Annotated in this window: 16 protein-coding genes; 8 read left to right on the plus strand and 8 right to left on the minus strand. The window is 62.4% G+C overall.

Annotated features, from left to right (window positions below; genetic code table 11):
• The first annotated feature begins 256 nt into the window (after window positions 1-256).
• The 4 genes from ptsP to AC07W7_RS24680 all read left to right on the plus strand — a co-directional run bounded on the left by ptsP (window position 257) and on the right by AC07W7_RS24680 (window position 7,395).
• Complete coding sequence (gene ptsP, locus AC07W7_RS24665; protein ID WP_495040291.1) at window positions 257-3,115, plus strand: phosphoenolpyruvate--protein phosphotransferase; 2,859 nt, start codon at window positions 257-259, stop codon at window positions 3,113-3,115.
• Window positions 3,116-4,057: a 1-phosphofructokinase gene (pfkB, locus tag AC07W7_RS24670; protein WP_495040292.1), complete on the plus strand. Its 942-nt coding sequence runs from the start codon at window positions 3,116-3,118 to the stop codon at window positions 4,055-4,057.
• Window positions 4,058-4,068: 11 nt separating this feature from the next.
• Window positions 4,069-5,775 carry a PTS fructose-like transporter subunit IIB gene (locus AC07W7_RS24675; protein ID WP_495040293.1) on the plus strand — a complete coding sequence of 569 codons (1,707 nt, stop codon included), beginning with the start codon at window positions 4,069-4,071 and terminating at the stop codon, window positions 5,773-5,775.
• Between the two features lie 78 nt (window positions 5,776-5,853).
• Window positions 5,854-7,395, plus strand: coding sequence for an alkaline phosphatase D family protein (locus tag AC07W7_RS24680; RefSeq protein WP_076963615.1), 1,542 nt, complete (start codon window positions 5,854-5,856; stop codon window positions 7,393-7,395).
• Window positions 7,396-7,549: 154 nt separating this feature from the next.
• Here the strand turns inward: AC07W7_RS24680 and AC07W7_RS24685 are convergent, their stop codons facing one another.
• Entirely contained in the window at window positions 7,550-10,072 is a 2,523-nt protein-coding gene (locus AC07W7_RS24685; protein WP_495040294.1) for a PepSY domain-containing protein, read from the minus strand.
• A gap of 136 nt (window positions 10,073-10,208) precedes the next feature.
• Window positions 10,209-12,506, minus strand: a complete 2,298-nt coding sequence (locus AC07W7_RS24690; protein ID WP_236309092.1) for a TonB-dependent receptor — start codon at window positions 12,504-12,506, stop codon at window positions 10,209-10,211.
• A 216-nt stretch (window positions 12,507-12,722) separates the two neighbouring features.
• Here AC07W7_RS24690 and AC07W7_RS24695 point away from each other — a divergent pair, with 216 nt between their 5' ends.
• Both AC07W7_RS24695 and AC07W7_RS24700 read left to right on the plus strand, forming a co-directional pair.
• A complete protein-coding gene (locus AC07W7_RS24695; RefSeq protein WP_495040295.1) occupies window positions 12,723-13,403 on the plus strand; it encodes a Fe2+-dependent dioxygenase in 681 nt (226 codons plus the stop codon).
• A gap of 2 nt (window positions 13,404-13,405) precedes the next feature.
• The gene (locus AC07W7_RS24700; RefSeq protein ID WP_495040296.1) at window positions 13,406-14,152 is read left to right on the plus strand and encodes a tetratricopeptide repeat protein; all 747 of its coding nucleotides are present in this window, start codon (window positions 13,406-13,408) and stop codon (window positions 14,150-14,152) included.
• Between the two features lie 26 nt (window positions 14,153-14,178).
• Here the strand turns inward: AC07W7_RS24700 and AC07W7_RS24705 are convergent, their stop codons facing one another.
• The 5 genes from AC07W7_RS24705 to AC07W7_RS24725 form a co-directional block, all read right to left on the minus strand.
• On the minus strand, window positions 14,179-15,342 hold the full coding sequence (locus tag AC07W7_RS24705) for a type III PLP-dependent enzyme (RefSeq protein WP_032861941.1): 1,164 nt from the start codon (window positions 15,340-15,342) through the stop codon (window positions 14,179-14,181).
• A gap of 446 nt (window positions 15,343-15,788) precedes the next feature.
• The gene (locus tag AC07W7_RS24710; protein WP_076964052.1) at window positions 15,789-16,946 is read right to left on the minus strand and encodes an osmoprotectant ABC transporter ATP-binding protein OsmV; all 1,158 of its coding nucleotides are present in this window, start codon (window positions 16,944-16,946) and stop codon (window positions 15,789-15,791) included.
• Entirely contained in the window at window positions 16,943-17,596 is a 654-nt protein-coding gene (locus AC07W7_RS24715) for an ABC transporter permease (RefSeq protein WP_076964051.1), read from the minus strand. The genes AC07W7_RS24710 and AC07W7_RS24715 overlap by 4 nt, the downstream gene beginning before the upstream one ends.
• Window positions 17,597-17,609: 13 nt before the next feature.
• Window positions 17,610-18,503, minus strand: a complete 894-nt coding sequence (locus AC07W7_RS24720) for a glycine betaine ABC transporter substrate-binding protein (protein WP_076964050.1) — start codon at window positions 18,501-18,503, stop codon at window positions 17,610-17,612.
• Between the two features lie 20 nt (window positions 18,504-18,523).
• Entirely contained in the window at window positions 18,524-19,240 is a 717-nt protein-coding gene (locus AC07W7_RS24725) for an ABC transporter permease (protein ID WP_495040297.1), read from the minus strand.
• Window positions 19,241-19,569: 329 nt separating this feature from the next.
• Between AC07W7_RS24725 and AC07W7_RS24730 the strand changes: the two genes are divergently transcribed.
• Window positions 19,570-21,153 (plus strand): peptide chain release factor 3, encoded by a 1,584-nt coding sequence (locus tag AC07W7_RS24730; protein ID WP_076964048.1) that lies wholly within the window; start codon window positions 19,570-19,572, stop codon window positions 21,151-21,153.
• Window positions 21,154-21,232: 79 nt separating this feature from the next.
• On the opposite strand, the gene AC07W7_RS24735 is transcribed toward AC07W7_RS24730, so the two are convergent.
• The gene (locus AC07W7_RS24735; protein WP_495040298.1) at window positions 21,233-23,491 is read right to left on the minus strand and encodes a TonB-dependent siderophore receptor; all 2,259 of its coding nucleotides are present in this window, start codon (window positions 23,489-23,491) and stop codon (window positions 21,233-21,235) included.
• Window positions 23,492-23,847: 356 nt separating this feature from the next.
• On the opposite strand from AC07W7_RS24735, the gene AC07W7_RS24740 reads away from it, so the two are divergent.
• Window positions 23,848-24,306: a hypothetical protein gene (locus tag AC07W7_RS24740; protein WP_495040299.1), complete on the plus strand. Its 459-nt coding sequence runs from the start codon at window positions 23,848-23,850 to the stop codon at window positions 24,304-24,306.
• Window positions 24,307-24,514: the final 208 nt, after the last annotated feature.

Below are 24,514 nucleotides of genomic sequence, written 5' to 3' on the forward strand. Positions count from 1 at the left end.
TGCCCCGACATTTTGTCCAATCCTAACCGATTCCTGCACGCGACCATTGTCGCAGCTCAAGCGCCGAGTGGTGCTTCAAGGATGCAGAATTACCCAGTAATCTGCCATAAAATCTAGATTAAACGTTTCAGCAAGCGTATTTTTACGACGATCGCCGCTGAGTAACCACTGCCAGTTGACCACTCAGTCAGTTATTTTTGCACCGTTTAATCAAAACAATACCTAGTGCGCACCCCGCACTAACTAGGAGAAAGGCATGCTTGAGCTCACCGTAGAGCAGATATCCATGGGCCAGGGGGCTGTGGATAAGTCTGCGGCCCTGCAACTGCTCGCCCAACAGCTGGTGGCCGATGGCCTGGTCGCCGAGGGCTACCTGAGCGGCCTGCAAGCCCGTGAAGCGCAAGGTTCGACCTTTCTCGGCCAAGGTATTGCGATCCCCCACGGCACCCCCGAAACCCGCGACCAGGTGTTCGCCACCGGCGTGCGCCTGCTGCAATTTCCCCACGGTGTGGATTGGGGCGATGGCCAGATCGTCTACCTGGCGATTGGCATTGCCGCCAAGTCCGATGAGCACCTGCGCCTGCTGCAACTGCTGACCCGCGCCCTCGGTGAAACCGACCTGGGCCAGGCGCTGCGCCGCGCCACCTCGGCCGACGCCTTGCTCAAACTGCTGCAAGGCGCGCCCCAGGAGCTGGCGCTGGATGCGCAGATGATCGGCCTGGGGGTGTCCGCCGACGATTTTGAAGAACTGGTGTGGCGCGGCGCCCGTCTGTTGCGCCAGGCCGATTGTGTAAGCAATGGTTTCGCGGCCGTGCTGCAACAAGTCGATGCACTGCCCCTGGGCGATGGCCTGTGGTGGCTGCACAGCGAACAAACGGTCAAGCGCCCGGGCCTGGCCTTTGTCACCCCGGACAAGCCCATGCGCTACCTGGGCCAGCCCTTGAACGGCCTGTTCTGCCTGGCCAGCCTCGGCGAGGCCCACCAGGCCTTGCTTGAGCGTTTGTGTGCCTTGCTGATTGAAGGGCGCGGCCAGGAACTGGGGCGCGCCACCAGCCGCCGTGCGGTGCTCGAAGTGCTGGGGGGCGAACTGCCTGCCGACTGGCCCAGTGCCCGTATCGCCCTGGCCAACGCCCACGGCCTGCATGCGCGGCCGGCCAAGGCCCTGGCCCAACTGGCGAAGGGCTTCGACGGCGAGATCCGCGTGCGCATCGTCGACGGGCAGGGCGGCGCGGTGTCGGTCAAGAGTTTGAGCAAGCTGCTCAGCCTCGGCGCCCGGCGTGGCCAGGTGCTGGAGTTTGTTGCCGAGCCCGGCATTGCCGACGATGCGCTGCCGGCGCTGTTGGCGGCGGTGCAAGCGGGGCTTGGTGAAGACGTCGAGCCGCTGCCGGCCGTCAGTGCACGGGTTGAAGCCCTTGAGGTTGAACCACCAATCAGCGCGCCGCTCTCTGGCAGCCTGATCCAGGCAATCCCTGCCGCGCCGGGGATCGCCATCGGCCCGGCCCATCTCCAGGTATTGCAGCCGTTTGACTATCCATTGCGCGGCGAGTCGGCCAACGTCGAGCGCGAGCGCCTATCCACCGCGCTGCGGGAGGTGCGCCACGATATCCAGGGCTTGATCGAGCGCAGCACGTCCAAGGCGATCCGCGAGATTTTCATCACCCACCAGGAAATGCTCGACGACCCGGAACTGAGCGATGAAGTCGACACCCGCCTCAAACAAGGCGAAAGCGCCGAAGCCGCGTGGATGAGCGTGATCGAAGCCGCCGCCAAGCAGCAGGCATCCTTGCAGGACACGTTGCTCGCCGAGCGCGCCGCCGACCTGCGGGACATTGGCCGGCGGGTGCTGGCCCAACTGTGTGGGATCCAAACCCCACAAGAGCCAAGCGAACCCTACATTCTGGTCATGGAGGAAGTCGGCCCTTCGGACGTTGCCCGGCTGGATCCGGCGCGTGTCGCCGGGATCCTCACCGCACGCGGCGGCGCCACCGCCCACAGCGCCATCGTGGCCCGTGCCCTGGGGATCCCGGCGCTGGTCGGCGCGGGCCCGGCGGTGCTGCTGCTGGCTTCGGGCACGCCGCTGTTGCTCGACGGCCAATGCGGGCGCCTGCATGTGGATGCCGATGCTGCAACCTTGCAGCGCGCCACCCAAGAGCGTGATAACCGCGAGCAACGTCTCCAGGCTGCCGCCGCGCAACGCCATGAGCCGGCCTTGACCCGCGACGGACACGCTGTCGAAGTATTCGCCAATATCGGCGAAAGCGCCGGTGTGGCGCTCGCTGTCGAGCAGGGTGCCGAAGGCATTGGCTTGCTGCGTACCGAACTGATTTTCATGGCCCATCCGCAAGCGCCGGATGAGGCCACCCAGGAAGCCGAATACCGCCGTGTGCTCGATGGCCTGGGCGGCCGGCCGCTGGTGGTGCGCACCCTGGATGTGGGCGGGGACAAACCGCTGCCTTACTGGCCGATTGCCAAGGAGGAAAACCCGTTTCTCGGCGTGCGCGGTATTCGCCTGACCCTGCAGCGCCCGCCGATCATGGAGGCGCAACTGCGCGCACTGCTGCGTTCGGCGGACGGTCGCCCGCTGCGCATCATGTTCCCCATGGTCGGCAGCGTTGATGAGTGGCGTGCGGCCCGCGACATGACTGAGCGCCTGCGCCTGGAAATCCCGGTGGCTGACTTGCAATTGGGCATCATGATCGAAGTCCCCTCGGCGGCCCTGCTGGCGCCGGTATTGGCCAAGGAAGTGGACTTCTTCAGCATCGGCACCAATGACTTGACCCAGTACACCCTGGCCATCGACCGCGGTCACCCAACCCTGTCGGCCCAGGCTGACGGCCTGCACCCGGCGGTGTTGCAACTGATCGACATCACGGTGCGCGCGGCCCACGCCCATGGCAAATGGGTCGGGGTGTGCGGCGAGTTGGCGGCCGATCCGCTGGCGGTGCCGGTGCTGGTGGGCCTGGGGGTGGATGAGTTGAGTGTGTCGGCGCGCAGCATTCCCGAAGTGAAGGCGCGGGTGCGTGAATTCAGCCTGAGCGAGGCCCGGAGCCTGGCGCAACAAGCACTGGCAGTGGGGTCCCCTGCTCAAGTGCGTGCCCTTGTGGAGGCCGTGTAAATGGCGAACATTCTGACTCTGACGTTGAACCCGGCGTTGGACCTGACGGTGCGTTTGGCGCGCCTGGAACCTGGGGCGGTCAACCGCAGCGAAACCCTGCTCACCCATGCCGCCGGCAAGGGCGTGAATGTGGCGCAGGTGTTGGCTGATCTGGGCCATTGCGTGAGCGTGGGGGGATTTCTCGGTGCGCAAAACCCCGAGGCTTTCGATGCCCTGATCGCCAGCCGAGGGTTTGGCGATGCGTTTATTCGTGTGCCGGGCGAAACCCGCAGCAACATCAAGATTGCCGAAGCGGATGGCCGGGTCACCGACATCAATGCCCCGGGGCCGCTGGTGAGCGAGCAGGCGCAAGAACAGTTGCTCAAGCTGATCGCCGCGATCGGCCCCGAGTTCGATGCGGTGGTGGTCGCCGGCAGCTTGCCGCGTGGCGTCAGCCCGCAGTGGTTTCAGGGCTTGCTGGCGTGCCTCAAGGACCTTGGTTTGAAAGTCGCCCTGGACACCAGTGGCCAAGCGTTGCGCGCAGGCTTGAAGACCGCGCCGTGGTTGATCAAGCCCAACACTGAAGAACTTGCCGAAGCACTCGACTGCCCCACGCAAACCGTCGCCCAGCAAGCCCGGGCGGCTGAGCGTTTGCACGCCCAGGGCGTGGAACATGTGGTGGTGTCCCATGGGGCCGACGGTGTGAACTGGTTCAGCCCCCACCGAGCGTTGCACGCCACGGCGCCCAAGGTCAGCGTCGCCAGTACCGTGGGGGCCGGCGACTCCTTGCTGGCGGGCATGCTGCACGGTCTGCTCAGCGGCGAAGCGCCCGAGCAGACCCTGCGCCGCGCCACCGCGATTGCCGCCATGGCCGTCACGCAGATCGGTTTCGGCATCAGCGACGGCGCGCACCTGGCGTGCCTCGAAAGTGGCGTGCAGGTACGCCCGCTGACAGAACAATAAGAGGGTTTTTCATGAAGTTAGCCATTGTTACCGCCTGCCCCAACGGCAGGGTCACCAGTGTGCTGTGCGCCCGCTTACTGGAGGCTGCCGCCCAGCGCCAGGGCTGGAGCACCGGCGTAGAGGTGGTGGACGCGAACCACCCCGAGCGCGCCCTTTCCCAGGCCACCCTCGACGCGGCCGAATGGGTGTTGCTGGTTGCCAGCACCCCGGTGGACATGCAGCGCTTTGTCGGCAAGCGCGTGTACCAGAGCACCCCGGCCCAGGCGTTGCAGGACGTGGACGCGCTGCTGCAACGGGGCGCGCAAGAGGCCCGGTTGTACGTTGCCAGCAGCGCAGTGCCAACGGCCAGACACGCACCGCGCCTTGTCGCCATCACTGCCTGCCCCACCGGCGTGGCCCACACCTTTATGGCCGCCGAAGCGTTGCAGCAGGCCGCCAAGGCCAAGGGGTATGACCTGCAGGTGGAAACCCAGGGTTCGGTAGGGGCGCGTACGCCCCTGAGCGAGCAGGCCATTCGCGACGCCGACGTGGTGCTGCTGGCCGCCGATATCGAAGTGGCCACCGAGCGCTTTGCCGGCAAGAAAATCTACCGTTGTGGCACCGGCATTGCCCTCAAGCAATCTGCCGCGATCCTCGACAAAGCCCTGGCCGAAGGCCAACAGGAAAGCGCCGCCAGTGGCGCGGTGGCCAAACCGGAGAACACCGGGGTCTACAAACACCTGCTGACCGGCGTGTCGTTCATGTTGCCGATGGTGGTGGCGGGCGGCTTGTTGATTGCCCTGTCCTACGTCTTCGGTATCCACGCCTACGAACAGCCCGGCACCCTGGCGGCGGCGCTGAGGGCGGTCGGTGACCATGCCTTCACCCTGATGGTGCCGCTGCTCGCCGGCTATATCGCCTACTCGATTGCCGACCGCCCGGGCCTTGCGCCGGGGATGATCGGCGGCCTGTTGGCCAGTACCCTGGGCGCGGGGTTTATCGGCGGGATCTTCGCCGGTTTCCTCGCCGGCTACAGCGTCAAATTGATCACCCGCGCGGTGCCGTTGCCGCAAGGCCTGGCGTCGCTCAAGCCGATCCTGATCATCCCGTTGCTGGCAAGCCTGGTCACCGGCTTGGCGATGATCTACCTGATCGGCCCGCCCGTGGCGCAGATGCTGGTTGGCCTGACGGGCTTCCTCAGCACCATGGGCACCACCAATGCGGTGCTGCTGGGCATCCTGTTGGGCGCGATGATGTGCGCCGACCTCGGCGGGCCGATCAACAAGGCGGCCTACGCCTTCTCCGTCGGCCTGCTGGCCTCCCAGAGCGGCGCGCCGATGGCCGCTGCCATGGCAGCTGGTATGGTGCCGCCGATTGGCATGGCCATTGCCACGTTCCTGGCCCGGCGCAAGTTCGCCCGGACCGAGCGCGAAGCCGGCAAGGCGGCGTTGATTCTGGGGCTGTGTTTTATCTCGGAAGGGGCGATCCCGTTTGCTGCCAAGGACCCGTTGCGCGTGATCCCGGCCAGCATTGCCGGTGGCGCAGTGACCGGTGCCCTGTCGATGTACTTCGGTTGCAAGTTGATGGCGCCTCACGGCGGGCTGTTTGTGATGCTGATTCCGAATACGATCAACCATGCGCTGTTGTACCTGCTGGCGATCGTGGCCGGCAGCGTGCTCACCGGGTTGCTGTACGCCGTGATCAAACGCCCGGAGGCCGTCGAACTGGCCGTTGCCTGAATGTAGGTATCGACACCTGTCATCTGTGTTTCATACGGCCATGCTTTAGTTTTCCTTTTGCTGTGCAGAGGAACACCTATGAGCCACTTCAACCCCGGCCGCCGCCGGGTGATCCAGGGTGTCGGCGCTGGCCTGTTGCTGCCGGGGCTGGCGCCGGCGGTGATTGCTTCAGTCAAGGACCGGCCGCAATTGACCGATGGCGTGCAGTCTGGCGACTTGCTGGGCGACCGCGCCATGATCTGGAGCCGCTGCGACCGCCCGGCACGGATGGTGGTCGAGTGGGACACCCGCAGCCTGTTCAGCAACCCGCGCCGATTCATCTCGCCTTTGGCCGACAGCCGCAGCGACTTCACCGCCCGCGTCGAGCTGACCGGGCTACCGGCCGACCAGGCGATTTTCTACCGTGTGCACTTTGAGGATGCGCAGACCGGCGTGGCCAGTGAGCCCTGGTTCGGCCACCTGCGCAGCGTGCCGCAACAACGGCGCGATATCCGCTTTGTGTGGAGCGGCGATACCGTCGGCCAGGGCTTCGGGATCAACCCGGATATTGGCGGCATGCGCATCTACGAAGCCATGCGCCTGCGCCTGCCGGATTTTTTTATCCACAGCGGCGACACCATCTACGCCGACGGCCCGGTGCCGGCGCAACTGACCACCGAAGGCGGACGCATCTGGCGCAACCTCACCACCGAGGCCAAGAGCAAAGTTGCCGAAACCCTGGATGAATACCGTGGCAACTACCGCTATAACCTGATGGATGAAAACGTGCGCCGCTTCAATGCCCAGGTGCCGCAGATCTGGCAATGGGACGATCACGAAGTGGTCAACAATTGGTCGCCCGGCAAGCAACTGGACGAGCGTTACCAGACCCAGGACATCACCACCCTGGTGGGCCGCGCACGCCAGGCCTGGCTGGAATATGCGCCGATGCGCCTGCAGGGCGCCGACCAGGGGGGGCGTATCTACCGCAAGCTCAGCTACGGGCCGTTGCTCGATGTGTTTGTGCTGGATATGCGCAGCTATCGCGGGGCCAACGATGACAACCTGGGCGGGGCCAAACCGTTTCTGGGGCGGGCGCAACTGGACTGGCTCAAGGGCGGACTCAAGGCGTCGAAAGCGCAGTGGAAGGTGATCGCCGCCGACATGCCCATCGGCCTCGGCGTGCCCGACGGCGAAGTCAGCCCCGGCGTACCGCGCTGGGAAGCGGTGGCCAACGGCGACCCGGGCGCGGCCCAGGGCCGTGAGCTGGAAATTGCCGAATTGCTGGGCTTCCTGCGCGCACAACAGGTGCGTAACCATGTGTGGCTGACCGCCGATGTGCACTACTGCGCGGCACACCACTACCACCCGGACCGGGCGGCGTTCCAGGATTTCGAGCCGTTCTGGGAATTCGTCGCGGGGCCGCTGAATGCCGGGAGCTTTGGGCCCAATCCGCTGGATAAGACCTTTGGCCCGCAAGTGATATTTGAAAAAGCCCCACCGGTGCAAAACACATCGCCGTTTGCCGGTTTCCAGTTTTTTGGCGAGGTGCAGATTGATGGGCAGACGGCGGAGTTGACAGTCACGCTACGCGACCTCGATGGCGTGTCGGTATTTGAACAAAAACTCCAACCCACCTGACCTGAAATACGATTAAACCTGTGGGAGCGGGCTTGTCGGGTCGCCGCATCGCCGCGATTGCGGTGGATCAGCCAGCCTATGGGTTACAGACAGACCGCCATCGCGGCGATGCGGCGACCCGACAAGCCCGCTCCCACATTTTGATGGGTGTAGGTCAGTAGACATCCCTGCGGTAGCGGCCCTGTTCGATAAGGCGTTGCACCGCCTCGCTGCCCAGGACATCCACCAACACCTGATCCACACCGGCCGCCATGCCCTGCAAACTCCCGCAGACATAAATCGCCGCGCCCTCGGCCAGCCATTTACGCAGTACATCGGCAGACTCGCGCAGGCGGTCCTGGACGTAGATTTTCTCTTGTTGATCCCGCGAAAACGCCAGGTCCAGCAACGCCAGGTCGCCACTGGCCAGCCAGCCTTGCAGCTCATCCCGGCAGTGATAGTCATGGGCGATGTTGCGCTCGCCGAACAGCAACCAGTTACGCTGCTGGCCGTCGGCGATGCGCGCCTTGAGCAGGCTGCGCAAGCCGGCCAGGCCCGTGCCGTTGCCCAGCAGGATCATTGGCACCGGGTCTGTCGGCAGGTGGAAGCCGCTGTTGCGCCGCACCCGCAGGCTGATCACCGTGCCCAGTGGCGCGTGCTCGGTCAGCCAGCCCGAACCCAGGCCCAGGCTGCCGTCGGCATGGCGTTCCTGGCGCACGATCAGCTCCAGCACGCCATCGCTGGCAATCGAGGCGACAGAGTATTCGCGCATGCCCATCGGCACCAGCGCCTCCACCAGGGCCTGGGCGTGCAGGCCGACCAGATGGGCGCGATTGTCCGGCAACTGGCGGCTGGCAAGCACCTGTTCCAGGGGCCGTGCCAAGCCATCGATCAGCACTTCGTCCGTGCCGGCAATGCCCAACCCGGCGAGGAAATGTTCGACGGTCCACGGGCCATGGCGTGGCAGGATTTCCACCAGGTCGCCGGCCAGCCAGTCGCGCGGTGCCGGCGGGGTGAGGCCCAGCAGGTAGACCCCCGAACCGCTGCTGCCAGGGTTGAGCAGAGTGCGCTGGCCCAGGGTCCAGCTTTCATAGGGGGCACTGGCCCAGGCGGCCGGTGCATGGCCGGTGAGCTGGCCCAGTTGTTGTTGCCAGTGCCGCAGGGCCTCCTGGTCGCCGCTGTCGACTTCGACCGGGGCGAACAAGGCGCTGCCGCCCTGGCGGGTCAGCCAGAAGTGCAGGCGCCGGGCAAAGCCGCAGAAGTGTGGGTATTGACGATCGCCCAGGGCCAGTACCGAGTAGTTCAGGCCCTGGAGGGCAAGGTCGCGCCCCAGTACGCGGCGTTCAAAGCCGCGTGCGCTGTCCGGTGCTTCGCCATCGCCGAAGGTGCTGACCACAAACAGTGCATGTTCCGACTGGCGCAAGTCGTCTTCGCTGACGCTGCCCAGGGGCTGCACCTTCACCGGCAGCCCGGCGGCCTGCAACTGGCCGGCGGTCTGCCAGGCCAGTTGCTCGGCAAAGCCGCTCTGGCTGGCGAAACCGATCAGCCAGGCCGGTGCATTGCTGTGGTTGTCGCCCAGGCCTTTACGGGCATCGCGCACCTGGCGTTTTTTGCGGCGGCGGTCCAGGTACAGCAACCAGCCGGTAATAAAGAACAGCGGCATGCACAGCGCAGTGACGGTAAGAATGATCCGCCCCACCAGGCCGAAATAACTGCCCACATGCAGCGCATAGAGGCTGGTCAGCAATTGCGCCTTGAGGCTTTTATCGCCATAGCGCTCGACGCTTTTGACCACGCCGGTGGCCGGGTCGAGGTTGATCTGGTTCAGGGCGCGGTCATGGGGCGAGCTTTGCAACAGGTAGTAGACAGTGGCCGGTTGCCCGGCAACGGGAGGCATACGGATGTTGTAGGCACTCAGCTCCGGGCCGGCGGTGCTGTAGATGCTGCTCCAGATCGCCTCGTAGTTGGCAACGAGGGCCGGGCCCGCCGGTGCCGGGCCGCGATTGCGCACCCGCTCGTTCTGCGGGGCATCGGACAGCAACCGGGTCAGGCCCTTGTTGTACCACTCGTAGGACCATGACAAACCGGTGAGTGCGGCCAACAGGTAAAACAGCAGGCACCAGGTGCCGAACACCGAGTGCAGGTCCCAGTTGAAACTACGGCCTTTCTTGCGCCAGTCCAGGGTCAGCCAGGCGCGCCAGCTCGCCACCTGGCGCGGCCAGCGCAGGTACAGGCCAGAGAGGCAGAAGAAAATCAGGATCAGCGTACAGGCACCGGTGATTTGCCGACCGGTGTCACCCATGGCCAGGAAGCGGTGCAGTTGCAGCATCAGGCCGAAAAAGTCCTGGCCGACGGCATCGCCCAGGTAGTCGCCGGTGTACGGGTCGAAGTAGCGCATCTGCCCCCGGCGCTCGCCCGGTGGCGGGGTGAAGAACACGCGGGCGGCGTTGCCGCTCTCGCTTTCCACCCACAGCATGGCCACGGCCTTGCCTTCGGTGGCTTCGAGTTTGCGCACCAGTTCAGCGGGTGGCAGCACCCCGGCGGGTTGTTTTTGCACGGTCAGTACCGTGGGGTTGAGCGCCCGCAGGATTTCATCCTGGAACGAGTACGCGGCCCCGGTAATCCCCATCAAGGCCAACACCAGCCCGGCGCTAATGCCGAAAAACCAGTGCAACTGGAACAGGGTTTTCTTCAACACGTCGGACGGCCTCGCTGAGCTGGATATGATTTTTACGGCGGGCATTATGCCGTGGGTTTTCGAGAAACATTCTTTCTTACATACGAAAGCCCCGGGCATCCGATGCGCGGGGCTTTGGCCTGAAACGTTTGCTGCCTTAGAAGTGGAAGCTGGTGGTCAACAGGGCGGTACGACCGGCGGCCTGGTTGGCGAAGTGCGCGCCGTAGGCCTTGTCGTAGTAGGTCTTGTCGGTCAGGTTCTGCACGTTCAATTGCAGGTCGACATTCTTGGTCAGCTTGTAGCTGGCCATGGCGTCGTAGCGGGTGTAGGACGGCACGTAGACGGTGTTGGCGGCATCGCCATAGACGTCATCGACATAGAATGCACCGCCGCCGACGGTCAGCTTCGAGGTGATGTCGTAGGTGGTCCACAGGCTGAAGGAATGCTTCGGCGTGTTGGGCATTTCGTTGCCCTTGTTGGAGCCGGCAGTCACCACGCCCTGGCGGTTACCGTTTTTGCCGGGGTCCACCAGCTCGCTTTTCAGGTAGCTGTAGCCGGCGAATACCTGCCATTGCTCGGTGAGTTTGCCGCTGGCGGAAAGCTCCAGGCCATCGACCCGGGATTCACCGGCGTTTTCATAGGTGTTGGAGTTCACCAGAATGCGCGCGTTTTTCTTCTCGGTGCGGAACACGGCAGCGGTCAGGGACAGGCGGTCGTGGAACAGATCCCACTTGGTGCCCAGCTCGTAGTTGACGGTTTCTTCCGGTTTCAGGTCGCTGGTGTTGATGCCGGTTGGGATGGCGTTGGAGTCGACACCTTCACCCACCAGGCCGCCAGCGGGCGAGGCCGAAGTGGCATAGGAGGTGTAGATGCTGCCGTTCTCCATCGGCTTCCAGACCAGGCCGGCCTGCCAGTTGAAGAACTGGCTGTCATCCTTGAGCTTGGTGCGGCCAGTGGTTGCGTTGGTGTTGGCCTCGGTGTCGAAGGTGTCATAGCGCAGGCCGACGTTCAGCAGCCATTGCGGATCGAGCTCGATGGTGTCGAATACATAGGCGGCGCGACTGGTGGCCTTGGTGTTGGTGCCCATGTAGTTGCGGGCGACGCTGCCGGTCCAGGCGTCGTCCGGGTTCGGGTTGCCCAGCGAGGTGCATTGGCCGCCGCTGTTGCCGACCTTGCCAGGTGTGCAGCCGCCGCTAGGGTTGCCGTTAGGGCTGACGGTATAACCACTGACACGGGTTTCTTCACCGGTAAATTCCAGGCCGGTGGAGTAGCTGTGCTTGAAGCCCAGGGCCTGGAAGCTGCCAAACAGATCGGTCTGGTTGGTGGTGGTCGTGGTGGTCGACACGCGGCTGTTGGCGCGGCGCCAGACGGTGCCGAACTGGTTGACGTTGTGTTGGCTGTCGTCCGGTTGGGTGAGCACGTAGTCCTGGCCGGTGCTGCCATGACGCAGGGTGTTCTTGATCGTCATGTTGTCGTTCAGGTCGTGCTCGATGGAGAACGTACTGATATCGGCGCGGGTCTTGCGGAAGTCGCGATCCTTGAGGCCGTAGAAGTTGCTGCTGTCGCCGCCGTCGGTGGGTTTGTCATGCACATGGGCGGCATTCGACGCGCTGTTGCTATAGCCATAAGGAATGCCCGAATCCGGCAGGTCATTGCTTTCCATATGGTAGTAGCTGAGGTTGACGCGGGTCGGGGTGCCCAGGCCAAAGGTCAGCGACGGGGCCACGCCCCAGCGGTCGTAATTGACTGCGTCACGGCCGGCCACGTTCTGTTCGTGGCTCATCAGGTTCAGGCGGAACGCGGCGCTGTCGAGGAACTGGCGGTTGACGTCGAGGGCATAGCGCCGGGTCTGGTCGGAGCCGTAGGTAAAACCGCCGTTGAGGAAGTCCCGTGCTTGTGGGGTTTTGCTCACCAGGTTAAGGCTGCCACCGGCCGAGCCACGGCCACCGAACGAGGAGTTGGGGCCCTTGCTGACTTCGATGGACTCGATATCGAAAATTTCCCGGCTCTGGCCGCCGGTATCACGCACGCCGTCCAGGTAGGTGTCGCCCTGGGCATCGAAGCCACGGATAAACGGACGGTCGCCCTGGGGGTTGCCGCCTTCACCGGCACCAAAGGTAATCCCCGGTACGGTGCGCAAGGCGTCTTGCAGTGAGGTGGCGGCGGTGTCCTTGAGCACCTGCGCCGGCACCACGGTGACGGAACGTGGGGTGTCGACCAGGGGCGCGGTGTATTTCTGCGAAGAGGCTTTTTCAGTCTGGTAGGAAGTCGCGTCCTGTTCCTGGCCGGTGATGCTGGTGGCACCCAGGGAAATGCTGTTGCGCTCGCCTTTGTGTTCGGTCTCTTCGGCCGCTTGCGCCAGATGGGCGACAGAGCTGGCGCTGATGGCCACGCCAATGGCCGAGGCCAGCAAGCGCGGTGAACTGTTTGGTGTTTTTGTAATGTGGCGCGACATGAAATTCCCTACCCCAAGGATGTTAGGGCGCGAAATATATTGTAAACAATTATGCATAGCAATTGAGATGCATTGCTATTCGCATTCAATTTACAAAATTTACACTTCAGGGGTTACGGTTTTTGCCGGCTTATACGTCTGCCCGTCGGATCAGGGTTTTACAGCGTCAATAGTAATCAATACCATTGGCGCCCCTCTGCTCTCAGGTAACGCCCCATGCTGCTGCATATTCCCGGCCTGTTCTCCCGCGACGAGGTATTGCGCATCCGCGAAGCCCTGGAGCAGGCGGACTGGGCCGACGGCAAGATCACCGCCGGGCACCAGTCGGCCAAGGCCAAGCACAACCTGCAATTGCCCGAAGGCCATCCACTGGCCAAGGAAATCGGCGCGGCCATGCTCGAGCGCCTGTGGCAAAACCCGCAATTCATGTCGGCGGCCCTGCCGCATAAAGTCTTCCCGCCCTTGCTCAACTGCTACACCGCCGGTGGCAGCTTCGACTTTCATATCGATAACGCCGTGCGCCAGCCCAAGGGCAGCCCCGAGCGGGTGCGCACCGACCTGTCTTCCACGCTGTTTTTCAGCGACCCGCACGAGTACGACGGCGGCGAACTGCAGATCCAGGACACCTTCGGCCTGCAGCGGGTCAAGCTGTCGGCCGGCGACATGGTGCTGTACCCCGGCTCCAGCCTGCACAAGGTCAACGCCGTGACCCGGGGCGCGCGCTATGCCGCGTTTTTCTGGACCCAAAGCCTGGTGCGCGAAGACAGCCAGCGCACCTTGCTGTTTGAAATGGACGGCGCGATCCAGCAATTGACCCGCGATGTGCCGGACCACCCGGCGCTGATCCAGCTCACCGGCACCTATCACAACCTGTTGCGTCGCTGGGTCGAGGTCTGAGCATGGCTTTTCACCTGCGCCGCGAAGAAGTCCTCGACGGCGAGCAACTGCGCGCCATGCTCGACGAATCACCGGCCCGTGCGGCCCAGGCGATCCTGATGGCGGCCAAGGAGGGCGTGCTCGATGCCCAGGCGCTACTGGGGCAAATCCTCCTGGAGGGGCGCGGGATCGAGCGCGATGCAGCACTGGCCCTGCGCTGGTTCCAGATTGCGGCACAGGGCGGCCACCGGATGGCCCGCAATATGGTGGGGCGCTGCCTGGAACATGGCTGGGGCTGCGCCGCCAATGAGCGGGCGGCCGCCGGGGAATACCGTCAGGCCGCAGAGGCCGGGTTGGATTGGGGGCTGTACAACTACGCCAACCTGCTGGCCACCGGGCGCGGGGTGAGGCAAGACCCGCAGCAGGCACTGGCCTGTTATCGCCAGGCTGCCGAGCTGGGGCATGCCAAGTCGATGAACCTGTTGGGGCGGTACCTGGAAGAAGGGCAATTCTGCGCGCAAGACCTGCCCGCAGCGCTTGAGTGGTATCGCCGCTCGGCCGAAGGTGGGGATTTTCGCGGGCAGTTCAGTTATGCCGCAGTGCTGGCGGATCAAGGCCAGATCGAGGCGGCCCTGGAGTGGCTGCACCGGGCGCTGGAAGGCGGGAATCTGAAGTTTTTGCAGGTGGCGCACAAAGCGCTGGCGGCGGCGAATGATCCGCAGATTCGCGCCATGGCTGCTGCCTACCAACAACGCGCAGAAGAGTTGTAGGAGCCGGCAAGCCGGCTCCTACGGGGTCAGACATAGAAGGATTTGAGCGGTGGGAAACCGTTGAATTCAACGGCGCTGTAACTGGTGGTGTACGCACCGGTGGACAGCCAGTACAGGCGGTCGCCAATGGCCAGGTTCAGCGGCAGGCCGTACTTGTAGTTTTCGTACATGATATCGGCGCTGTCGCAGGTAGGACCGGCGATCACCACTTCTTCCATCTCGCCCTTTTTCTCGGTCCAGATCGGGAACTTGATGGCTTCGTCCATGGTTTCGATCAGGCCGGAGAACTTGCCCACATCCGTGTACACCCAACGCTCGACGGCGGTGCGCGATTTACGGGCCACCAACACCACTTCACTGACCAGGATCCCGGCGTTGGCGATCAACGAACGGCCCGGCTCCAGGATGATTTCTGGCAGCTCGTCACCGAAGTCTTCCTTGAGGAAGCGGATGATTTCCTCGGCGTAGGTTTCCAGGCTGTTGGTGCGGGTGATGTAGTTGGCCGGGAAGCCACCGCCCATGTTGATCAGCTTGAGGTGGATGCCGTCTTCTTCTTTCAGGCGCTCGAAGATCACCTTGACCTTGGCGATGGCGGCGTCCCACACGCTGATATCACGCTGCTGCGAACCGACGTGGAACGAGATGCCGTACGGCACCAGGCCCAGGTCGCGGGCGAGGATCAGCAGGTCCATGGCCATGTCGGTCTGGCAGCCGAATTTGCGCGACAAAGGCCAGTCTGCGGTGGTCGAGCCTTCGGTGAGGATACGCACATAGACTTTCGAGCCCGGTGCGGCCTTGGCGATGTTGCGCAGGTCGGCTTCGGAGTCGGTGGAGAACAGGCGCACGCCCTTCTCGTAGAAGTAGCGGATGTCCTTGGATTTCTTGATGGTGTTGCCGTAGCTGATACGGTCGGCGCTGACGCCGCGGTCCATGACCTTGTCCAGCTCGTAGATCGAGGCGATGTCGAAGCTCGACCCCTTGTCTTTCAACAGGTCGATGATCTCGACAGCCGGGTTGGCCTTGACGGCGTAGTACACCTTGGCGAATTCAAAACCGGCGCGCAGGTCATCGTAGGCCTGGCTGATCATCGCGGTGTCGATCACCACGAATGGGGTTTCTTGCTTGTCGGCGAACGCCTTCATTTTGTCAAAGGTGGCGCGCGCGAAATAGTCTTCGACGTTGATCGACATGCTGGGAACTCCTAAGGGCAAACTAAATTGATCAATGGGTGCAAATGAACGTCCTCCGTATCCCCACTTTGGTTCGCCTACTTCCCAAGGCATGTCGCCGAAAGCAAAAAGGCCATGGGGTAAGCTGCCCTTGGCCTTGCTGTCTCGTCGTCAGTACTTGAGCCGGATGGATCGTTTCCAGCATGGACGTTCGGCGCGAACTTTAGGGCGTGAGGGGCTTGAGATCAACTAAAAATGTCGCGTTTTTACACACGTTCGTCGCCAGGCGCAGTGCAGCTACTTATGTAACCGACCGGTGTGACGGATTGATGATCGTTCCCACGCTCCGCGTGGGAACGCATCCAGTGACGCTCTGCGTCACCCTGAGCTTGACGCAGAGCGTCCCCGGCGGCATTCCCACGCGGAGCGTGGGAACGATCAGGCGCTCCGCGTGGGAATGATCAGGGTCAGGCCTGCGCGGTTTCGGCTGGCGACACGATACTGGTCTTGCCCCCACGGGACTTACCAGAGCTCAGGTACTCGGCAATCGACTCCTGGGTCACTTCACCCAAAAACACCCGCTCGGCATCCATCACCGGCAGCCACGAGCGGTTGAACTCGTACATGCGCGACAACAGGATGCGCAAGTGCTCGTCAAACGCCGCCGTGGCGTTGAACTCGCGCAGGTACTGGGCGCAGGTCCCGGTCTGACGATGCAGGTCGCGACGGCGTACATACCCCAGCGCCTTGTTCTCGGCGCAGGTGACCACCACATAGCGCCGGTCATGCTCGTCCATCAGCTCCAGGGCATCGGCCACCGGGGTTTGCGGGCTGACCGACGGGGCGTTGTCCGCCGCGTCTTCGGCCTTGACCAGCAGCAGGCGCTTGAGGGTGCTGTCCTGGCCGACAAAGTTGCTGACAAACTCGTCGGCAGGATGGGCCAGCAGGGTGTCCGGGTGGTCGATCTGCAACAGCTTGCCGGCGCGGAAGATGGCGATTTTGTCGCCCAGCTTGATCGCCTCGTCGATGTCATGGCTGACCATGATCACCGTCTTGTTCAATGCGCGCTGCATCTCGAAGAACTCGTTCTGGATCATCTCGCGGTTGATCGGGTCGACCGCGCCGAATGGCTCATCCATCAGCAGCAATGGCGCGTCGGCCGCCAGGGCGCGGATCACGCCGATGCGCTGTTGCTGGCCACCGGACAATTCACGGGGGTAGCGGTGCAGATACTGCTTGGGTTCGAGCTTGATCATGCTCATCAACTCGCGGGCGCGGTCGTGGCATTTCTGCTTGTCCCAGCCCAGCAGCTTGGGCACCACCACGATGTTTTCCTCAATGGTCATGTTGGGGAACAGGCCGATCTGCTGGATCACGTAGCCGATGTTGCGGCGCAGGGTCACTTCATCGAGGTCGGTGGTGTCTTCGCCGTTGATCAGGATCTTGCCCGAGGTGGGCTTGATCAGGCGGTTGATCATCTTCAGCGTGGTGCTCTTGCCGCAGCCCGAGGGGCCGAGGAATACGCAAATCTCGCCTTCATTGACAGTCAGGCTCACGTCGTTAACGGCGGTGACAGTCTTGCCGTTGCTTTGGAAGGTCTTGGACAGGTTTTGAAGTTCGATCATTTGAGCAATCCTTTTGGAGTCAGCGAGCGTTGCAGCCATTGCAGAAGCAGGTCGGCGCAGATGGCCAGGAGACTGACCAGTACGGCGCCAACAATCAGCATCGACATGTCGCTGCGGCTGATGGAAGCCAGAATAAGTACACCCAGACCACCGGCACCGATGGTGGCGGCAATGGTCATCACCCCGATATTCATCACCACGGCGGTGCGCACCCCGGCGAGGATCACCGGTACGGCGATGGGCAGCTCGACCATGCGCAGGCGCTGGCCGAAGGTCATGCCGATGCCTTTGGCCGCTTCGCGGATGCCCGGCTCGACGCCGGTCAGGGCCAGGTAGGTGTTACGCATGATCGGCAGCAGGGAGTAGAGGAACACGGCGGTGATCGCCGGCATCGGCCCTAGGCCCTGGCCGAACTTGGAGTAGAACGGCAGCAGCAGGCCGAACAGGGCAATCGACGGCACGGTCAGCAGCACCGTGGCGCTGGCTTGCAACGGGCCGGCCAGGGTCGGGAAGCGCGTCATCAGCACGCCCAGGGGCACGCCGACGACAATCGCGAGGATCACGGCGATCCCGACCAGGGTGATGTGCTGCCAGGTCAGGTGCAGGACTTGGGCCCAATCAAGATGGGAAAAGGCGTTCAGAAATTCCATGTCTTCTCCTCTTTTAGTTGAGTGGGTGCTGGCGCAGGAAATCAGCGGCCACGGCCGATGGGCTTTCATGGTCGACGTCGACCCGCGCGTTCAGCTGGCGCATGGTTTCATCGTCGAACAGCGCCGCCAGGGGCTTGAGGTCGGCGGCCAATTGCGGGTGGGCATCCAGATAAACCTGGCGTACCACCGGGGCTGCGGTGTAGTCCGGGAAGTAGTGCAGGTCATCTTCCAGCAGCTTCAACTTGAACGCGTTGAGGCGGCCATCGGTGGTGTACACCAGGCCGGCAAACACCTGGCCATTGCGCAGGGCGGTGTAGACCAGGCCGGCGTCCATCTGCCGGGAGTTCTTGCGGGTGAGGTTCATGCCGTACAGCTTGACCATGCCGGCCATACCGTCGGAACGGTTGGCGAACTCGGTGTCCAGGGCCACCAGGCGGTTCTCACGGGTCGGCTCGGCCAGCGCCTGGGTCAGGTCGCTGATGGTGTTGATCTGCGGATACTCCTTGGCCACGTTTTCCGGCAGGGACAGGGCGTAGGTGTTGCTGAATTTCGACGGCGAGAGCCAGACCAGGCCTTTTTTCGCGTCGAGTTCTTTAACCCTGGCGTAGGACTGTTCGCTGTCGAGCTTTTCGTCCACATGGTTGTAGGCCACCAGGGATACACCGGTGTATTCCCAGATCAGGTCCAGTTGCCCGCTTTCCTGGGCACTGCGCGCCAGGTTGCTGCCCAGGCCGCCGGTCACGCGGGTGTCGTAGCCCTTGGTGCGCAGGTACTGGGAGGTGATTTCGGCGAGCAGGGTCTGTTCGGTGAAGACCCGGGCGCCGATGCGGATCACCGGTTTTTCAGCGGCTTGCGCAATGCCGGCAAACAGCAGGACGCAGCTCAGTAGCAAAGTCAGTTTTTTCATGTCGATTCCTTTACCCAGCCTTAAGACGCACGCAACCCGCGTTCCAGCCAGAGGCGGCTGGCCATGGTCACCAGGCCGTCAAGCAGCAACGCCAGCAGCGCGGTACACGCGGCCCCGAGCAGCAATTGCGGCTGGTTGTTCAGGGCGATGCCGGGGAAGATCAGGCTGCCCAGGCTGTTGGCGCCAATCAGGAACGCCAGCGGTGCGGTGCCGACGTTGATCGCCAGGGCCACACGCACGCCACCGATGATGATCGGCACGGCGTTGGGCAACTCGACGCGAAACAGCACCTGGCGCGGGGTCATGCCGATGCCGACGGCGGCTTCCTTGAGCGAGCCTTGAACGTTTTTCAGGCCTTCATAGGTATTGCGCACGATAGGCAGCAAGGAGGCGAGGAACAGGGCGAAGATCGCCGGGCCACTGCCGATGCCGAGGACGCCGAGGGCGATGGCCAGTACGGCCAGGGGAGGGACGGTGTTGCCGATGTTGAAGATCTGCATGAAACGTTCTGCGTGCTCGACCCTGTTCGGTCGGCTGAGCAGGATACCGGCGGGGATCCCTACGATCAGGGCTGCCAGCATGGAGACAAGTACAAGAATCAGGTGAGCTTGCAGGTAAAACAACAAATCGTCGCGGTACATCTCGATCGTGTTGATGCCGATCCAGTGGATCAGCAGGGCCAGGAGGGCGACGACAACCGCGCCTCCTATCAGCCCTTTGCCATAGCGAATAGCCACAGGCGGACTCCTTTATTTCAGTCGGCGAGCACATTCTCGTGTGGCATTGCCATTCCTGGCTGCCAATAAATGTGGTCGCGAAAAGCAGCTCGCCAATGCCGGCAAAACGGCATGAGGTCGAGCCATGAGCGCAGCCTCGTCAGGCTAACTTGCTGATTTTTCAGCCCCTGTTACGAGTGCGGTAACAGGGGAGTGGACGTCTCTACCTTTTAAAAGGTTCCATACTTGGCAGCATTTAGCCACCCCCCATCGGGTGAGCGGTGGTTCGGGAGCCTTGGTTTACGCTATACTCGCCGCCCTTTTTTGACTCACCTGCCAGGCGATTTCCCATGACCCACCAGGCCGCCGAAGTCGCGAAACGCCGCACTTTCGCCATTATTTCCCACCCCGATGCCGGTAAAACCACCATCACCGAAAAGCTCCTGCTGATGGGCAAGGCGATCGCGGTGGCCGGCACGGTGAAATCCCGCAAGTCTGATCGCCATGCCACCTCCGACTGGATGGAGATGGAGAAGCAACGGGGTATTTCCATTACCACGTCGGTCATGCAGTTCCCCTATCGCGAACACATGGTCAACCTGCTCGACACCCCAGGCCACGAAGACTTCTCCGAAGACACCTACCGCACCCTGACCGCAGTGGACTCGGCCTTGATGGTCCTCGACGGTGGTAAGGGCGTCGAGCCACGGACCATCGCGCTGATGGACGTGTGCCGCCTGCGTGACACGCCGATTGTCAGCTTTATCAACAAACTCGACCGTGACATCCGCGACCCGATCGAACTGCTCGATGAAATCGAAGCGGTCCTGAAGATCAAGGCCGCGCCGATCACCTGGCCGATTGGCTGCTACCGCGACTTCAAGGGCGTGTACCACCTGGCCGACGACTACATCATTGTCTACACCGCCGGCCATGGGCATGAACGCACCGATGTGAAAATCATCGAGAAACTCGACTCCGATGAAGCCCGCGCCCACTTGGGCGACGAGTACGACCGCTTCGTCGACCAACTGGAACTGGTGCAGGGCGCCTGCCACGAATTCAACCAGCAGGAGTTCCTCGACGGCCAACTGACCCCTGTGTTCTTCGGGACGGCCCTGGGCAACTTCGGCGTCGATCACGTACTGGATGCGGTGGTCAACTGGGCTCCCAAGCCGCTGGCCCGGGTGGCCAACGAACGGACTGTGGAGCCGGTGGAAGAGAAATTCAGCGGCTTTGTGTTCAAGATCCAGGCGAACATGGACCCCAAGCACCGCGACCGTATCGCCTTTATGCGCATCTGCTCCGGCAAATACGAAAAAGGCATGAAGATGCGCCACGTCCGCACCGGCAAGGACGTGCGCATCGGCGACGCCCTGACGTTCTTCTCCTCGGAGCGTGAGCAACTGGAAGAAGCCTTTGCCGGCGACATCATCGGCCTGCACAACCACGGCACCATCCAGATCGGCGACACCTTCACCGAAGGCGAAGCCCTGAGCTTTACCGGTATCCCGCACTTCGCCCCGGAACTGTTCCGCCGCGTACGCCTGCGCGACCCGCTCAAATCCAAGCAACTGCGCCAAGGCTTGCAGCAGTTGGCGGAAGAGGGCGCCACCCAGGTGTTCTTCCCCGAGCGCAGCAACGACATCATCCTCGGCGCCGTGGGTGTGCTGCAGTTCGATGTGGTGGCCAGCCGCTTGAAAGAGGAATACAAGGTCGAATGCTCCTACGAGCCAATCACCGTGTACTCCGCGCGCTGGATTGATTGCAGTGACAAGAAGAAGCTCGAAGAGTTTTCCAACAAGGCCGTGGAAAACCTCGCCATCGACGGCGGCGGTCACCTGACCTACCTGGCGCCGACGCGGGTCAACCTGGCGCTGATGGAAGAGCGCTGGCCGGATGTGAAATTCCGGGCGACCCGTGAACACCACTAAGGTCTGAACGGTACAAAAAAGGGCGAAGCCGTGATGGCTTCGCCCTTTTTTGTAGCCACATGGTAGGCGCGGGGCCTGTTTAGAACGATGCAGTTACCGACGCAAAATAAGCCCGCCCCGGTTCGTTATAAGTCTGGGCACCGGCATCATCAGCATTGCCTTTGCGGTACAGGCGCTTGTCCAGCAGGTTTTCGATACCCACGCGCACGCTCAGGTTCTTGCTGAACTCGTAGCCGCTGCTCAAGCCCATCAAGCCGTACGGGTCCACATCCTGCTGGGCGCTGCGATCATAGCGGTTGGCGCTGCGGGAGTTGAGGGTCGGCGCCTCCTGCTTGCCGTAGTAGGTGCCGCTGACCTGGAACGACAGCTTGTCGGTGGCTTGCCAGTCCAGGGTGGTGTTGACCGTGTATTTGGGAATGACGCTCAAAGGCTCGCCGGTGTCCTTGTTCTTGGAGTCGATCATGTAGGTCAGGTTGGTGTTCCAGTCCAGGTCGTCGCGCAGGGTCATGAACAGGTTGCCTTCGACCCCCTGCACCAGCGCGGCGCCGCTGTTTTCCCACTCCAATACGCGGCGCCCGCCGTCCAGGCGGTAGGCGGCGGTGTTGCTGGCGTTGATCTTGTTCTTGTAGTCATTACGAAAGTACGTCGCGCTGGTGCGCCAGGTGCCCTTGTCGAAGGCCAGGCCGATTTCCTTGTTGACGCTGATTTCCGGTTTCAGGTCCGGGTTGCCCACCAGGTAGCAGCCGCCGGCGTTGGCTTCGCTGGCGTTGCAGCCATTGCCACGGCTGTACAGCAAGTAGTTGGGGTTGGACTGGTACAGGTTGGGCGTCTTGTAGGCCCGGGCAATCCCGCCCTTGAGGCTCAGTTCATCGGTCAACTGGTGCGAGGCGTTGAGGCTTGGGCTCCAGTTGCCACCGTACTCTTCATGGTGATCGTAGCGCAGGCCAGGGGTGACGATGGTCTTGCTGCCCAGCTCGATATTGTCCTCGGCGAACAGCGCGTAGCTCGAGGCCGTGGTCTTGGTGCTGCTGCGGCTCATCCCTGGAATGCTTGGTACGCCACCGGTGCCGGGATCGTAGCTTTGTGGGCGCAATGAGCCTGGGTCGTTCATCGATTCGTAGAGGTATTCGCTACCCAGGGTCAGCACCTGTTCGGTGCCGAAGCTCAGCGGCAGGTTGACCTCGGCGGTGGCGCGGGTGTTGCGCAAACGCGACTCGAAGCGGCCAGCAGTGGCGGAAGGTGCGCCTTCGCCGGAGCCGGCCAGGCCTTCGTTGAGGCGTGCGTTGCGGGTCAGGTCGTGGCTCAGGGACGCCAGGGTCGAGCCCCAGTCAAATTCGCCACGGTGGGTGGCCGAGAAACTGCTGCGCTGGATCACGCTGGTTTCCTTGCCGACTAGGCTGTTCACGAATGTGCCGCCGCCATTGAGCATGGTATCGCCGGCGAAGATATTGCCCTGGCGGCTGTAGCTGGCTTCCAGGTCCAGGGTTTGTTCGGGGGTGAATTGCCAACTGAGCAAGCCGTTGACGTCCTTGTTGCGCACACCTTCGCGGCCCGCTACCAGGGAGTCGACGCTGGCCTGCTCGGCCTGGTTGATGGTGGAGTCGTCGGCATCGGTCTTGTTCAGGCCGCCGTAGACGCGGAAGGCCAAGGTGTCGCTCAACGGGCCGCTGAGGTTGAAGTTGGTGCGCTTGCTCATGCCCTCGGCATCGTCTTCGGGCAGCGACACGTAGGTGGTCAGCGAGCCGTGCAACTGGTCGGTGGGGCGCTTGGTGATGATATTGATCACCCCGCCCATGGCCCCGGAACCGTAGCGCGCAGCCGCCGGGCCACGCAGGATCTCAATGCGCTCGACTTCCTCGGCCGGCACCCAGTTGGTTTCGCCACGGGTATCGCGGTCGCCGCTCCAGCCGTAACGCACGGCGTTGCGTGAGGTCGAGGGCTTGCCATCGATCAGGATCAGGGTGTTTTCCGGGCCCATGCCGCGCAGGTCGATCTGGCGGTTGTTGCCACGGCTGCCGCTGGAACTGTTGCCGCTCAGGTTGACGCCCGGCTCACGGCGGATGATGTCCGACAGGTCGTTGGTGGGGGGGCGCTTCTTGATGTCTTCGGCGGTGATGATCGACACGCCGGGAGCTTGCTTGAGTTCTTCGGCGGCGGTGCCGAGGATGCGCGTTTCACTCAGCTCCAGGGCTTGGGAGGTGCCATCGACGGGCAGGTCGGTTGCCTCTATCGGCACTTTGCCGTGTTCTCTTTCCTGGGTGTCCGCCAGCAGCGTGGGCGATGAGAGGGCGGCGATAAACGCCAGGGAGAAATGGCTGAGCCTGAATCGAGGTGACATGTCCGCAGAATCCTTTAGGGAAGGTGGCAACTGAGCGAGATGCACCAGAATTGCCTTCCAGCAGGATTCGGCGCGCTCTGTGCGCCGGAATGGTATTGATTATCAAATACAAGTAAATATCATTTACAAATTTTACGCTTTGGTCCTCCTGGATGCAGGCTCCGTAAAAACACAAAAACCGCCTCACGCCAGGCTGGTCAGGTACAGCAATGGGCTTGGTCGACGCTGGTTTTTTCGAATAAATGTACGGCTTTCTACTGTCATTACTGACAGTAGACGTTTGGTTTAAGGCGCTCTAGTTTGGATTGGCAAAGAACTATCTCTCGGCTCATGTTGATGTGATAAGGAGAAAGATCATGGTAGGCAAAAAAAATACTGACCCTGGCAGAGTCATATTCAGGGACAACAATATTTCTGATACGAATTTCCAGGGGGAAGCCAGCCTCTGGGGCCAAAGCTCGCAAAGCGTTGTTCTTGTGGCTAGCAGCAGCCATCCTGCGGCAGGGAGGCTGAAAGTTTTTCTCGAAGGCAGGAAATTATGGTTATTCGAGAGTCCTATCCGCTCAGTCTGGCGCTTTGAGTACACATTGAATAGTGACTCGCTGCAGCGTACATGGTTTGGTAGAAGTGGCACCGCTGATATCTTGTTGGACGCTGAAGATGTGTCGAATACGTTGGCTATGCTGACATTCAAGGTGAAAGTGAGCATGGACTCCGCACCGTCTCTGTATCGTGACCTTGAGGGGGCCTTGTTCTGCAACCGGTATGAAGGGCTTTTGCAGGACGCAGCAGGTGAAGACAACCCCGAAAGGTAATGCAGTTAGTCAAACCTGAGCTCAAAGGTGGAGTTCTGTCGCCGGCACACTCGAAAAAAGCCCCTCCCGCCAGACTGATGCGCAATCTGGCGGGAGAGGCTGTACAACGCTGTATCGCCCTGTGGGAGCGGGCTTGTGTGGGAGCGGGCTTGCCCGCGATGCAGGCGCCTCGTGCTGTCAGTTAAACCGCGGTGATGCTATCGCGGGC

This window comes from Pseudomonas sp. GW821-FHT01D09, from assembly GCF_059422465.1.